Annotated in this window: 12 protein-coding genes; 7 read left to right on the plus strand and 5 right to left on the minus strand. The window is 66.1% G+C overall.

Annotated features, from left to right (window positions below):
* Positions 1-16 precede the first annotated feature (16 nt).
* Genes LWC34_RS31235 through LWC34_RS31245 form a run of 3 tightly spaced genes read right to left on the minus strand, consistent with a single transcriptional unit; the run spans position 17 to position 3,477 of the window.
* Positions 17-2,065: a xanthine dehydrogenase family protein molybdopterin-binding subunit gene (locus tag LWC34_RS31235; protein ID WP_233728647.1), complete on the minus strand. Its 2,049-nt coding sequence runs from the start codon at positions 2,063-2,065 to the stop codon at positions 17-19.
* Positions 2,062-2,523 carry a (2Fe-2S)-binding protein gene (locus LWC34_RS31240; protein ID WP_233728648.1) on the minus strand — a complete coding sequence of 154 codons (462 nt, stop codon included), beginning with the start codon at positions 2,521-2,523 and terminating at the stop codon, positions 2,062-2,064. The genes LWC34_RS31235 and LWC34_RS31240 overlap by 4 nt, the downstream gene beginning before the upstream one ends.
* Positions 2,524-2,583: 60 nt before the next feature.
* Complete coding sequence (locus LWC34_RS31245) at positions 2,584-3,477, minus strand: LysR family transcriptional regulator (protein ID WP_233728649.1); 894 nt, start codon at positions 3,475-3,477, stop codon at positions 2,584-2,586.
* Positions 3,478-3,704: 227 nt separating this feature from the next.
* Between LWC34_RS31245 and LWC34_RS31250 the strand changes: the two genes are divergently transcribed.
* The 6 genes from LWC34_RS31250 (at position 3,705) to LWC34_RS31275 (ending at position 10,158) form a co-directional block, all read left to right on the plus strand.
* The gene (locus LWC34_RS31250) at positions 3,705-4,760 is read left to right on the plus strand and encodes an MFS transporter (RefSeq protein ID WP_233728650.1); all 1,056 of its coding nucleotides are present in this window, start codon (positions 3,705-3,707) and stop codon (positions 4,758-4,760) included.
* Positions 4,761-5,054: 294 nt separating this feature from the next.
* Positions 5,055-6,194, plus strand: a complete 1,140-nt coding sequence (locus LWC34_RS31255; RefSeq protein WP_233728652.1) for a DUF3824 domain-containing protein — start codon at positions 5,055-5,057, stop codon at positions 6,192-6,194.
* The gene (locus LWC34_RS31260) at positions 6,191-6,802 is read left to right on the plus strand and encodes a DUF4129 domain-containing protein (protein ID WP_233728653.1); all 612 of its coding nucleotides are present in this window, start codon (positions 6,191-6,193) and stop codon (positions 6,800-6,802) included. Before LWC34_RS31255 ends, LWC34_RS31260 begins: the two co-directional genes overlap by 4 nt.
* Entirely contained in the window at positions 6,799-7,908 is a 1,110-nt protein-coding gene (locus LWC34_RS31265) for a DUF4350 domain-containing protein (RefSeq protein ID WP_233728655.1), read from the plus strand. The genes LWC34_RS31260 and LWC34_RS31265 overlap by 4 nt, the downstream gene beginning before the upstream one ends.
* Entirely contained in the window at positions 7,908-8,858 is a 951-nt protein-coding gene (locus LWC34_RS31270; protein ID WP_233728656.1) for an AAA family ATPase, read from the plus strand. The genes LWC34_RS31265 and LWC34_RS31270 overlap by 1 nt, the downstream gene beginning before the upstream one ends.
* A gap of 7 nt (positions 8,859-8,865) precedes the next feature.
* The gene (locus tag LWC34_RS31275; protein ID WP_233728657.1) at positions 8,866-10,158 is read left to right on the plus strand and encodes a DUF58 domain-containing protein; all 1,293 of its coding nucleotides are present in this window, start codon (positions 8,866-8,868) and stop codon (positions 10,156-10,158) included.
* Between the two features lie 160 nt (positions 10,159-10,318).
* Here LWC34_RS31275 and LWC34_RS31280 read toward each other — a convergent pair whose 3' ends face one another.
* Positions 10,319-11,707, minus strand: a complete 1,389-nt coding sequence (locus LWC34_RS31280; protein WP_233722400.1) for an IS1380 family transposase — start codon at positions 11,705-11,707, stop codon at positions 10,319-10,321.
* Between the two features lie 191 nt (positions 11,708-11,898).
* Between LWC34_RS31280 and LWC34_RS31285 the strand changes: the two genes are divergently transcribed.
* Positions 11,899-12,750 (plus strand): IS5 family transposase, encoded by an 852-nt coding sequence (locus LWC34_RS31285; RefSeq protein WP_233722595.1) that lies wholly within the window; start codon positions 11,899-11,901, stop codon positions 12,748-12,750.
* A 17-nt stretch (positions 12,751-12,767) separates the two neighbouring features.
* Here LWC34_RS31285 and LWC34_RS31290 read toward each other — a convergent pair whose 3' ends face one another.
* Positions 12,768-13,775, minus strand: a complete 1,008-nt coding sequence (locus tag LWC34_RS31290) for a stage II sporulation protein M (RefSeq protein ID WP_233728658.1) — start codon at positions 13,773-13,775, stop codon at positions 12,768-12,770.
* Positions 13,776-13,785: the final 10 nt, after the last annotated feature.

Genomic DNA, 13,785 nt, shown 5'->3' on the forward strand with positions numbered 1-13,785 from the left:
GCTGGGAAGACAGTGTTCATTCCGGCATCGCGGCCACGATGTTCTCGGCGTTCAGCGGGAGGTCGCGGACTCGGATGCCCAGCGCGTCATACAGGGCATTGCCGATCGCGGCGGCGGTCGGGCCCTGCGCGGTTTCGCCCGCGCCACAGCTCGGCAAGTCCGGACGGTTGAGCAGAACCACGTCCACCGCGGGGACTTCGGAGAACCTCAGGATCGGATAGCTTTCCCAGTCGGAGCTCGTGACGTGCGTCTGGTCGAAGCGGACCTGTTCCTTCAACGTCCAGCTCGTGCTCTGGATCGCGCCGCCTTCGATCTGGTTGCGCAGGCCGTCAGGATTGACGATCAGGCCAGCGTCCACGGCCAGGGTCAGGCGCGTCACCCGGAGTTCGTTCTCGGCACGGACTTCTGCGACAACCGCGCAATACGCGCCATGGTTGCTGTAGCGGGCGAAGCCGAAACCGTAGCCATAATCGGGCTTTGGTGACCGGTCCCACCAGCCTGCACGGTCGGCCGCAGCCAGGATCACAGCCCTGGCACGGTCGTCGGACAGGTATCGCAACCGGAACTCGACCGGGTCAACGTCGCCGGCTAGTTCATCCATAAAGGACTCGATGGCGAAGACATTCAGGTAGGCCCCGAGCGCGCGCATCGCGGACGTGCGCAGCGGCATCTCCAGCAACCGGTTCTTGATGATTTCGCGCTGAGGGAACGTGTACAGCGGGATCGCATTGCGTTGCGCGCCACCGCCGCGTGCAGTCGGTGGATCGTTCGACGGGACCAATGGTTTCGCATCAGCCATATGCGCCGCCGCGAGAAGACCCGGAGTGATCGGCGATGTGCCCGGACGGGACGCGTGACCGTTGCCGTACGTCTCGTGGCGCCAACCGGTGATGGTGCCGTCCTCGACGCGCGCGGACAACTGCACGGCCATCGCTGGGCCGAAGGGCGCCCAGGACAGTTCGTCAGCGCGCGACCAGACGACCTGGACGGGGTGCCCAGGTACCGCGCGTGCCAACAGAACCGCGTCGAAGGCGGCGTCGTCGGCGCCGTTGTGGCCGTAGCATCCGGCGCCTTCGGCGTGATGCACGGTGACTTGGTCCGGGTTCAGCGGCAACGCCAGTGTGATGGCTTTGCGGAGGTTGTACGCGCTTTGCGTGTGGCTCCAGACTTCCAGCAGCGAGTCGTTCCATTGCGCGATACCGCATGCCGGGCCGATCGACGCGTGCGCCAGGAACGGCCTGGTGTATCGGGCGGACACGGTCGTGGTGAAGTCCGGGGATTCCGCTTCGATGGTCTGGGTTTCGTAGTCCGTTGATGCCAGGTGGTCCTCGACTGGCGGCAGGGATGCGGTTTCGTGCCAGATGGCGTGCTTGCGCAGCAGTTCGGCGCCGGAGATCGCGGTTTCCTCGTGTGTCGCGACAACTCCGAGGAAGCTGCCATCGCGGACGACTTCGACCACTCCGGCGAGTTCTTTGGCTGCCGTCGTGTCGAGCGAACGCAGGGCCGCGCCGGGGGAGGGCGGGCGCACCACGCGTCCGTAAAGCATGCCGGGCAACGACATGTCGTGGATGAATCGAGGTTGGCCGTAGACCTTGTCCGGAAGGTCCAATCGTGGCGCGTTCGAACCGACAACGCTGTGCTGTGTCACGGGTTTTGGCGTGGGTTCACCGGTCGCGTCGACATCCAGGTCGACGGATTCGGCTAGATCCCAATAGGTCGTAGAGCCGATGACGCCGTCTCGTACCGTGGCGTCCGGCCCGAGCCCGGCGGCTCGCACGAAGAGGGCGCGGACCTCGGCGGCGGCCTGGCGGAGCGCGACTCCCGACTCTTCAAGGGATCGGCTGCCCGCGGTCAATGTGTCCTCGGGGGTGAGGGGCGCGGTCAGCGGGATCATCGTGATCCGCGCGAAGTCCACGTCCAGCTCCTCGGCGACGATCTGGCCGAGCGCGGTGAGAATTCCTTGCCCCAGTTCGACTTTCCCGGACCGTACGGACACCGTACCGTCCGGGTGCACAGTGATCCACCCGGAAAGCCTTGGCGCGGCGGCGAGTGCGGGCGGGATCATGACGTCGCCTCGCGTGCGCGCAGCACCGCGCGGACCATTCGATTGTGCGCCCCGCAACGGCACAGGTTGTTGTCTAGCGCCGTACGTACCTCGTGCTCGTCAGGTTTCGGATTCTGTTCTAGCAACGCGGTCGCGCTCATCACGATCCCGGACACGCAGTACCCGCATTGCGCCGCCTGCTCTTCGACGAACATCCGCTGCACCGGGTTGTCCGTCAGGCCTTCGACCGTACGGATTGCCTTGCCCGCGACCGACCACAGTGGAGTGTCACACGAGTACACCGTGTGGCCATCGATGATCACGTTGCACGCCCCGCAGAGACCCAGGCCGCACCCGAACCGGGTGCCCTTCAGGTCGAGGTGGTTGCGCAGGACGTAGAGCAGTGGCGTGTCGCGGTCGCAGGTCACTTCGACCTCGGTCCCGTTCACCGTCAGCTGGAACGTCTCTGTCATACCCATTCCCGTCTCCCCTGCTAACGATTGCACGCTACCTAGCGGCCCAGGTTGGGTCAACAGGTGTTAGCTGTCTGCAAACGATATCAATCGATCGAGCAGCCCGAGCAGGGTTCGCAACGCCCGGCTCGGCGGCTTGCCAGCCAGTGTCACGATGGTCATCGGCCACGTCATCCCATCCGCGAGCCGAATCCGCACAGCACCCGGCCCGACCTCGAATCCCAGGTTGGGCACAACGGCCACACCCAACCCAGCCTGCACATACGCCGGAACCGCGCTCAGATCCGCGACCTCGGCCCCAACCCGTCGCGGCATGCCCAGCGCGACGTACGCGCGGTCGATCACCACCCTGTTCCCGAACCCGGCAGACGTATCCACGAACGTGTCCTTCGCCAGGTCGTTCAGTGAAACCGCTTTTCGCTTGGCGAGCGGGTGGCTAGAAGGCAGCAACACCACGTACGGCCAACTCGCCAGGGGTCTTGCGTCCAGCCCGACCAGATCGGACTCCGGCAGCCCGACGAGTGCTAGGTCAAGCCTGCCGGACCGGACATCCTCGGCCATTCCACTCGACCCGGTCGTCGAGACCGTGACATGAATGTCGACCAGGGGATAGCGCTGGCGAAACGCGCCAAGCAGGCCGGGTAGATCGATCACCGTAAGGTTCGTCATGGTGCCGATCCGGATGCTGCCGCGCAGCCCAGCGGACGCCTCCTGCGCTGTGGCGATCGCCCGGTCGACGGCCTCAAGGGCGGCCTTCGCCTCGGGCAGGAACGCGCTGCCTGCCTCGGACAACGTGACCCGCCTTGTCGACCGGTCGAACAACGTCGTCCCGAGCTCCGCCTCCAGTGCCTTGATCGCCGCGGACACAGTGGACTGGACGGCGTAGAGCCGTTTCGCGGCGCGCGTGAAACTCAACTCCTCGGCGACCGCGACGAAGACTTCAAGCTGCCGTGTCTCCATATTTATCGATTCTATTGGACAATATGACCAAGATTCTTCGTTGGACTTGATGAGTCTGCGCGCGCACGGTTGAGTTATGAGTCTGACCGCCGCTCCCACCTGGCGCCTCAGCCACAACGGGGGCTACTGGGTGATCGTCACCGCGTTCACGCTCGCGCTGGCGTACTTCAACGATCCCAACCCCGCTGTACGGCATCTACCAGCAGCGCGACGACTTCCCAACCAGGGTGATCACGGTCATTTTCGCCGCGTACGCGGTCGGTGTCGTGGCCAGCCTGTACCTGATCGGCCACCTCAGCGACTGGTACGGCCGCCGCCGGATGATCCTCGGGGCGACACTCGTCGAAGCCCTGTCGGCGTTCATCTTCGTCGCCTGGCCGGACGTTCCCGGGCTGATCCTCGCCAGGCTGATCGGCGGCGCCGGAGTCGGCGTGATCGTCGCCGCGGCCACTGCGCACCTGTCAGAACTGCGGCTCATCGCCCGCCCCGGCTCGTCCGACACAACCCTGGTGTCCACTGTGGTCAACACGGGCGGGCTGGCGATCGGCCCGGTGATCAGCGGAGTGCTGTTGCAGTTCGTGGACTCGCCGCTGACCACTCCGTACCTGATCTTCCTTGGCCTGTTGCTGCTGAGTGCGCTCGCGATCAGCCTCGTCCCGGAAACCGTGTCGGTTGCGGGAGAACGTCCGGCTTATCGGCCGCAGCGGGTGTCGTTGCCACGTGAGTCGCTGACGACGTTTTTCGGCGCAACGACCGGTGCGTTCGCCTCGTTCGCGATGATGGCTTTGTTCACGGCGCTTGGACCAACACTGCTGACGTTGGCGTTCCACCAGCCCTCGAAGCTGCTTGGGGGATTGGCAACGTTCGCCTTGCTGGGATCGGCGGCCGCGGCTCAGGTCGTGTTCCACCGTCTGCCGATGCGGCCGCAGTTGCAGCTCGGCTTCGGGTTGATGGCTGTCGGGTTGGTGTTCGTACCTGTGGCGGTGCTTTCCGACGCGTTGTGGCTGTTTTTCCTGGGGGCTGTGGTCGGCGGGACAGGCGTGGGGATGGCTTTCCGGTCGTCGGTGGCGGCTGGAGCGGCGTTGGCTGAGCCTTCGGTCCGTGGTGAGGTGCTCGCCGCTCTGTTCCTTGGGGCGTATGCCGGACTGGTGCTGCCCGTGCTGGCGATCGGCATAGCGCTGGTGTGGCTGCCGAGCCAGACCGCTGTGGTCCTGTTCTCGGCGCTGGAGCTGGCTCTACTCGCCTGGGCCGCCCGCCGAACCCTCAGTGTTCGCGGCAGCTGACGTGTCTGGTACCCGCATGTATTTAACGTGTAGCGAGTGCCCCTAGAGTGAACCCGACACAACGGGCGGGAGCAGGGGGTTCGAGTGACGGAATCAGACGGACGGCCGTCTCCGGACGGTCAGCCAGACAGACCACAGGATCCTGCTCCCGGGCAGCCCCAAGATCAACACCCGGACCCGACCCAGCAGCACGCCCAGCCCGATGCGGGCGGTCAGCCGCAAGACGCGCAGCCAGACATGGGCCAGCAGGCTTCAAACGAGCAGTCGCAAGAATCTCGGCCCCAAGACCCCCAGTTGGGCTCCGGTGAGCCACACGCGCAGCCGGACCCAGGCTCCCCGCATGCGCAGCCGGACCCCGGCTACCACCATGCCCAGCCAGACCCCGGCCAGCAGCCCTACGCTGGGCAACAGCCCTATCCTGGCCAGTCCACCCCGCAGCAGTATCCGAGTTGGTACCCGCAGCAATACCCGAGCCAGCAGCCGTACCCGGGCCAGCCCTACCCTGGCCAGCCCTACCCCGGGCAGCAGTACTTCCCGCCACCACAGCCGCCATCACCCAAGCCGGGCGTGATCCCCCTGCGGCCACTGGGCCTCGGCGAGATCCTGGACGGCGCGATCACCGCGATCCGGTCCTACCCCAAGCTCATGCTCGGAGTCTCAGCCCTGGCGTCAGCCGTGTCCAACCTGCTGAGTGTCGGCGTCGTCCTCCTCATGATCAACCAGACCGACCTGCTCAGCCCCGACCTGCCGCTGTCGGCGACCGACTTCGATGTCTTCGTCGCACAGATGCAGGTCGCGCTGCTGATTGGCCTCCCCGCGAGCGTCGTCTCGGTCATGGTCGGCACGTTCCTCACCGGAATGCTGACCGTGGTGATGGGCAAGGCGGTGCTCGGCCAGCCGATCACGTTCGGTGAGGCGTGGCAGCACATCAAGCCCCGGTTCGGCGCGCTGCTGGGATTGAGCCTGCTGTACATGCTGATCGTCGTCGTCGGTTCGATATTCCTCATTCTCCCTGGCGTCTGGCTGTACGTGCTGTTCAGTCTGGCCAGCACCGCGCTGGTCCTCGAAGGCGCCACTGTCGGCAGGAGCTTCGACCGGTCACGTGCCCTGATCAACGGGGCGTGGTGGCGTACGTTCGGCATTCTGATCCTCGCCGCGATCATGGTTGCGCTGCTCAGCCAGATCGTGGAACTACCGTTCGGCCTGGTCTCCGGCACTTTCACCAATGACATCGACCTGGGGGGCCTGAATCAGGTCCTCCTGTTGTCGGCGCTCGGCGCGGTCATCGCGGAAACCATCACGCTGCCGTTCACCGCAGGCGTGACCACGCTGATCTACATCGACCGCCGGATGCGCCGCGAGGGCATGGACATCGAACTGGCTCGTCAGGCCGGTGTCCCGATGCAGCCACAGCAACCACCGACGGCCTGGTGAACAGCAACGACATCCCGGTCGACATCGGCCGCGACGCCGCGCGCGACGCGGCCGTGAGGGAGCTGTCCGACCCGGCGTACCAGCAAGCCGAGCCTTCGATGTTCATGAAGGCCCTTCGCTGGCTGATCGAGCGGTTCATGCGATTGCTCGACGGTGTCGCGAGCGCGATCCCGGGTGGGATCTTCGGCGTGATCGCGCTGGTGGTCATTGTCATCGCGGTGATCGTGGCCATCCGGCTGAAAGTTGGGAAGTTCGCGCGCGCAGCGGCGAGTACCGCCGTATTCGCCGGACGCAAGCTGACGGCGGCCGATCACCGGCGGGCGGCCGATGCTGCTGAGGCACAAGGGAATCTGCCTGAGGCTGTGCGGGAGCGGTTCCGTGCGATCGCGCGAGGCTTGGAGGAACGGGGTGTTCTCGATGAACGCTCCGGCCGGACGGTCGACGAGGTCGCGCGCGCCGCAGGAGCCAGAATTCCGGACTACGCCAACGCTTTACGTGCGGGCGCAAGGCTGTTCGATGACGTTTGGTACGGCGGCCGGGAGACCACAGTGGACGAATACCGGCGGTTGGTCGACCTCGACTTGGCTCTGGACGGCGCCAGCCGATGACGACATCGATTTCCCCCGACGCCAGGCGAATCTGGAGCGCTGGCCGCGGTCCCGTGCTGATCGGCTTGATCGTGCTCGCCGCCGCGATCGTGATCGCCTTGGTGAGCAGCGGTGGTGAGGAAGACGCGCTCGATCCCGAGTCGGCGTCGCCGCAGGGCAGCCGCGCCGTCGCCAGGCTGCTTGAGCAGCAAGGCGTTCAGATCATTCGCGCGAATTCGATAGACGACGCCGCCGGAGCGGTCAACGGCGATACGACTTTGCTTATCACCAATCCGAACTGGCTGAGCGCTGAGCAGTTGAGCGTGTTGAGCGAGGAATCCGGATCGACGGTCGCCATCGCGCCGACGGGCGGCGCGGTGGACGGGTTGGCGCCGGGAACAGGGCGGTCAGGACTCGTCGAACCGGAGAACCGGCAGCCGGGTTGCAGTTTCGATGCTGCTGGTGCCGTCTACATCGGAGGCGTGACCTACGAGGCACGAACCAGTTGCTACGACGGCACTGTGGTGCGTGACGGCAACGTCACGTTGCTTGGCGACGCCTCGCCGATCGTGAACGACACCCTCGACGAAGAAGGCAACGCGGCCCTGGCGTTGCGAGTGCTGGGCGAGCACCGCCAACTCGTTTGGTACATGCCAAACCTGAATGACCGCGCGGTCGGTGGCGGTGACAACGAAGGCGACCAGAGCTTGTACAGCCTGATCCCCAGCGCGTGGTGGTTCGCGCTCGGCCAAGTCGGCATCGCTGTCCTGCTTTTCATGGCATGGCGGGCACGCAGGCTCGGCCCGATCGTCACCGAACCACTGCCCGTTGTCGTGCGCGCGGCGGAAACGACCGAGGGACGCGCGAGGCTCTACCGGCGGGCCAAAGCCACCGATCACGCCGCGGACGCGTTGCGGCGCGCCACGATCAGCAAACTGATCCCGATGCTGGGGCTGTCTTCCGACGCCTCCCCCGCGGCGATCAGCGAAGGCGTCGCCGCCCGGACCGGACGACCCGGTGTCGAGGTGCACGCCGTCCTTTTCGGACCACCACCAACGACGGAAGAAGCGCTCGTTCAGATCGCGGACGACCTGGACGCCTTGGCCAATGAGGTAGGTTCACACTGATGGGAAACTCACGCGAGGCGCTGATCGCCCTGCGCTCCGAGGTCGGCAAGGCGGTGGTCGGCAACGACGCCGCGGTCACCGGCCTGATCATCGCGTTGCTGTGCCGCGGCCATGTACTGCTCGAAGGCGTGCCGGGGGTGGCGAAAACGTTGCTGGTACGGGCTTTGGCGACCGCGCTGGACCTGAAGAACACGCGCGTGCAGTTCACGCCGGACCTGATGCCCGGTGACGTGACCGGGTCGATCGTCTACGACCCGCACAAGGCCGACTTCGTCTTCCGCGAAGGCCCGGTGTTCACCAGCCTGCTGATCGCCGACGAGATCAACCGCACGCCGCCGAAGACCCAGTCGGCGCTGCTCGAGGCGATGGAGGAGCGGCAGGTCTCGATCGACGGCACGCCAAGGCCGTTGCCCGACCCGTTCATCGTGATCGCCACGCAGAACCCGGTCGAGTACGAAGGCACGTACCCGTTGCCAGAGGCCCAGTTGGACCGGTTCCTGCTGAAGCTGACCATGCCGACACCCTCGCGTGAGGACGAGGTCGGCATCCTGTCGCGGCACGCGTCCGGATTCGACCCGCGTAACCTCGCCGCCGCCGGGATCCAGCCGGTGGCAAGCAAAGCGGACCTCGACGACGGCCGTGCCCAGGTTCAGGCGCTGACCGTGCACGAGCAGGTCCTCGGATACATTGTGGACATTTGCAGGGCGACTCGTAGTTCGCCTGCCGTGCGGCTCGGTGTGTCGCCGCGTGGCGCGACCGCTTTGCTCGCCGCGTCTCGGGCATGGGCCTGGTTGTCCGGCCGGGAATATGTGACGCCGGATGACGTGAAAGCGTTGGCGCGCCCGACTTTGCGGCACCGCCTCGAACTGCGGCCGGAGGCCGAGCTCGAGGGTGCGACCACCGACGGGGTGCTGGACGGCGTGCTCGCGGCCGTTCCGGTTCCCCGCTGACGGGCCCGTGGCGATCAGCGGGCGCGCAGGGCTGCTTGCCCTGTTGGGCGCCATCATCGTTGGTGTCGCGGTGCCGTCGTACATCGGGATCATCGCGGTCACGGGCGTGATCGTGGCTGCCATCCTGGTCGATCTCGCTTTGGCGGCATCGATCAGTGCGTTGACATTCACGCGCGGCGGCACGCGGTCAGCGCGCCTGGGCGAACCGGCTTCGGTGACGTTGACCGTGATGAATCCCGGCGGTGCCAGGGTTCGCGGTGTGCTGCGCGACGCGTGGCCGCCCAGCGCGGGCGCGTCGGACCGGCACGCTCTGGACATTCGCGGCGGTGGCCAGCAGACCGTGACCACGACTCTGGTGCCGACTCGTCGTGGCGACAGGATGGCCGACCGGATAACGGTTCGAGCGTTCGGTCCGCTCGGTTTGGCGGCACGTCAGGGATCGCACCGCGTTCCGTGGACAGTACGGGCCTTGCCGCCGTTCACCAGCCGCAAGCACTTGCCGTCCAGGTTGGACCGATTGCGTGACCTCGATGGCAGGCTGCGCACTCTCGCTCGTGGCCAAGGCACGGAGTTCGACTCGCTGCGGACCTATGTGGCCGGTGACGACGTGCGCTCGATCGACTGGCGCGCAACGGCTCGCTCGACGGACGTGATGATCCGGACCTGGCGCCCGGAACGCGACCGGCACCTGATGGTCGTGCTGGACACCGGCCGGACGTCCGCGGGACGCGTCGGCGACATCCCTCGGCTCGACGCGTCGATGGACGCCGCGTTGTTGTTGGCTGCATTGGCCTCGCGAGCCGGTGACCGCGTCGACTTCATCGCCTACGACAGGCAGGTGCGCGCGAGCGTGCAGGGGTCGAGTGCTGTGGAACTGTTGCCTGCCTTGGTAAACGGTATGGCGTCGCTGCAGCCCACGTTGGTGGAGTCGGACGCGTCTGGAATCGCCGCGGAGGTGTTGCGCCGCAGCCGACGCCGTTCGCTGGTCGTGTTGTTGACCGGCCTGGAGCCAGATCCGCTGGCACAAGGGCTGTTGCCGATCCTGCACACCTTGACGTCACGGCATTTGGTGCTTATCGCGTCCGTCGCGGACCCACGCATCAGCGAGATGTCCCACGCGCGCGGTGACGCGGAAGCCGTGTTCGACGCGGCAGCAGCAGCGCGCGCGACGCAAGAGCGTGAGCACGTCGCGGGTCTGTTGCGGCGGCGCGGTGTGGAGGTCGTCGACGCCACACCGGACGAGCTGGCACCTGCCCTCGCGGACGCTTATTTGGCGCTGAAGGCCGCAGGCAGGCTCTAAGCCTGAATCCACCGATAGACCTTGTGTTGATCTTCCGGGGTGTTCTGGTCATGTGTGGATCTTGGGTTTTGGTGGTGGGCATGGTGAAACGGCTGGCTTGTCCAGCGTGTCCACGGGAGGTCTCCGGTCGGGCCCTGGCGGGCGGGTGGTGAAGAAAAGGTCAGGCGGCGGGTGGGCTGGCGGCGGTGTGCAGGGTGGTGAAAGCCTCGGCCCAGGGCCAGTGCTCGGGTAGGTGCAGGACCGGGCGGCCTTGAGGGCGGGCAAGGCGGGCTGGGACGCAGACGAGGTGTTTGCGCAGTGTCGCGCCGCGGGCTTTGGCGTGGAAGGTGCTGGTGAGGCTGCCTGCGGCGCGCAGCAGGTTGTGGGCGAGGGCGGTGCAGACGACCCACGCGGCGTTGGCGTCGAACTGCCCCGATGGCAGATGCGCCAGCGGGCCGTCGATGAGGTCGGCGAAGGTCGTTTCGACGATCGCGTGCTGCCGGTGGGCGAGATCAGCGTCTACTGTGGATAGTTCGGTGTTGGTGAAGAACGCGTGGTAACGCCAGATCGGGAACAGGGCGTTCTCGGAGTTCTTGTCCTTCACCCGGCGTACCACCAGCCGGGCGGTGATGACGTGGCGGGTTCCGGCGAAGGCGGTATAGCCGGTCTCGGCGACCTCGGCGTCAGAGATCAGCTCGCCGGTATCGGGATCTTCCACCGAACCCGGGTAGCGCACCGCGACCCACGCGTCCTCGGCGATCGCCGTGATGGCGGCCTGGATTGACGGGTTGGTCGCCACGGTGATCGAGAACATCGCCCCGGCGCGGCGTGCGGCACTGACCACTGTGCCGGCGTAGTAGGCGGAATCGCCGCGGACCAGGATCCGTCCCGCGCGTGCCCCGGCGGCTTTCGCAGTGTTCAGGGCTTGGGTCAGTAACCTCGCCGCGCCCCGCGCGGAACCGGCGTTGCCTGCCCGCAGACGGATCGCGGCGACGAGGGGTGCGGCCAGCCGGGTGGAGATCGTGACCACCAGCGGCGAGAGCCCTCGCAGCAACAATTGGTAGCCACCGACTTTGGCCGGCCCGAACCGCGCACCTCGTTTCTGGGTGCCGTACACGCGGCGCAGCAGCGAGTCGATGTCCACAAAGGTCATCTGATCCGCCCCGGCCAGCACCGGGGTCTTCGCCGCCAGCGACACCAGCATCGCGCGCAGCACCGCGGCCAGTTGCAGCGCATGGCCGTGGGTGAACGAGCGCAGAAACGATCCCAGCGTCGAGGGCGCGTACACCCCGGTGAACAGACGTTTCATCCCGCCGTGGCGGATCACGTCCAGGTCATCGATACAGTCCGCGCCCGCGAGCATCCCCGCGACGATCGAGGCGACCTTGCCTGCCGGGCTGGCCCCAGTCGACGGGATCGGAGCGTTCGTGATCTCTACCTTCTGCGCTACCAGTTCCGACATGCCCGCCCGCTCGGCCAGCGCCATCACCGGCACGATCCCGGCGCAGGACACGAGATTCTCCTCATCGAACCGCACCGCCGCCCGCGACCACCTGTGCGATAATTTCACTGAAAGTGCCTTCCATCCCCGGGTGATAATCGAGCCTCAGTAACTCGTATTATCACAGGTCAGAAGGCACTTTCACTTGTAACACGCCGCCCCGAACACCCACTCATCAGTGGATTCAGGCTAAGAGGGCATCTGATCTTGGTTGGGGCGATATGTCTGTGTCGGGTGACGGCTGATACCTTGATCAACTTGTGGGGTCCCGGCGTGCGTACCGCAGCGACTTGTCCGATGCTCGCTGGGCGTTGATCGAGCCAACGCTGACGGCGTGGCGTGCTGCCCGGCGTGGGCCGGGAACCGTGATGCGCGTGCATGACTTGCGGGAGATCGTGAACGCGATCCTGTACGTGTGCCGGACCGGGATCGCCTGGGAGTATCTGCCGCACGACTTCCCGCCCTGCAAGACGGTTTATGACTACTACGCCAAGTGGGAAGCCGATGGCACAACGGAAACGCTGCATGACCTGTTGCGTGACCAAGTCCGCGTCGCGAAAGGCCGCGCTGCTGCCCCGACGGCGGCGATCATCGACTCGCAGAGCGTGAAAACCTCCTGCAATGTCAGCGAATCCAGTCAGGGTATCGACGCGGGCAAGAAGATCAAGGGCCGCAAACGGCACATCGCCACCGATGTGCTCGGCCTGCTGCTGGCGGTAATCGTGACCGCGGCGTCGGTGCAGGATTCCGCTGGCGGGCAACAGGTTCTCGATCATCTCGCCGCTGCGCATCCGACCGTGTCGGCGGCATGGGTGGACGGTGGCTACAACAACACAGTCATCCGTCATGGAGCCCAGCGGGGTATCCGGGTTGAGGTCGTCAAACGCCCTTCTGCCAAGGGATTCCACGTGTTGCCCCGGCGGTGGGTAGTGGAGCGCAGTCTGGGCTGGCTGATGCAACACCGCCGACTCGCGCGCGACTACGAAGCCCTGCCCCAGCGGTCGCGCACGATGGTCCACTGGGCGATGACTAACATAATGAGCCGCACCCTGACCGGGGAATCCACCCAAACCTGGCGAAACGATCCACCCAAAGCAGACATTCTTGCCTAACTAAGATCAGATGCCCTCTAAGCGGCCGTTGGGAGCTTGTCGCCTGCGTACTTCGCGTCGACATCGCCCGTCTCGCCAGCCTGCGCGGCGCGACGGCCGAGCGTGAACACGTACGCCAGGGACAGCAGTTCAGCGACCACGCCGATGCCGATCCGTGCCCACGTCGGCAGCCCCGACGGAGTCACGAACGCCTCGATGACGCCCGACACGGCCAGCACGCACGCCAACCCCAGTACAACGACAACCACAGGCCGTCCCTCTTCCGCGAGCGCTTGCGGACGCGTCCGGCCACGCGGGTCGATGACCGTCCAACCGAGCTTCAACCCGATACCCGCAGCCACGAACACCGCAGTCAGTTCGAGCAGGCCGTGTGGCGTGATCAGGCCAAGGAAGATGTCACCGCGACCGACGGACATCATCAACCCGCCGCTCACGCCGACATTCACCGCGTTCTGCCACAGCGCGTAGATCACAGGAAGGCCGAGCAGGACACCGAGCATCAGGCACGCCGCGGCCACCCAGGCGTTGTTGGTCCACACTCGCGCGGCGAAAGACGCGGCGGGATTGCTGGAGTAGTACGTCTCGAAATCGCCGCCCGGCTGGGTCAGGTCCCGTATCTGCTCCGGCGCGGCAATACTGGCCTGCACATCCGGATTGCCCGCGATCCACAACGCGATCAACGCGGAAACCCCGGTGAACACCAGTCCGGTCGGAACCCACCAGCGCCAACCCAGATAAAGAGCGGCAGGAAAGCGCCGGGTGAAAAACTGAGCGACCTCACGCCAAGCAGGGCTGTGCGTCCCAGTGATCGCTGAGCGCGCCCGCGCGACGAGGGTGGAAAGGTGGCCGATCAGCCCGGGATCTGGCATTTCGGTCCGGACGATCGACAGGTGCGTCGCGGTGCGCTGGTACAACCGAACCAGCTCATCGGCCTCGGCCCCGCGGACGGAACTGCCGCGCCGGACGAGCTCAGCCAGCCGATCCCAGTCGGCACGGTGTGCCGCGACGAACAAATCGATGTCCACACCCCTTACT

The organism is Kibdelosporangium philippinense, assembly GCF_021390435.2.
Taxonomy (GTDB): domain Bacteria; phylum Actinomycetota; class Actinomycetes; order Mycobacteriales; family Pseudonocardiaceae; genus Kibdelosporangium; species Kibdelosporangium philippinense.

Excerpts from the sequence above, each read along its gene's own strand:
- LWC34_RS31235 (WP_233728647.1), bottom strand. The coding sequence starts at position 2,065 with ATGATCCCGCCCGCACTCGCCGCCGCGCCAAGGCTTTCCGGGTGGATC.
- LWC34_RS31240 (WP_233728648.1), bottom strand. The coding sequence starts at position 2,523 with ATGGGTATGACAGAGACGTTCCAGCTGACGGTGAACGGGACCGAGGTC.
- LWC34_RS31245 (WP_233728649.1), bottom strand. The coding sequence starts at position 3,477 with ATGGAGACACGGCAGCTTGAAGTCTTCGTCGCGGTCGCCGAGGAGTTG.
- LWC34_RS31265 (WP_233728655.1), top strand. The coding sequence starts at position 6,799 with ATGACGACATCGATTTCCCCCGACGCCAGGCGAATCTGGAGCGCTGGC.
- LWC34_RS31270 (WP_233728656.1), top strand. The coding sequence starts at position 7,908 with ATGGGAAACTCACGCGAGGCGCTGATCGCCCTGCGCTCCGAGGTCGGC.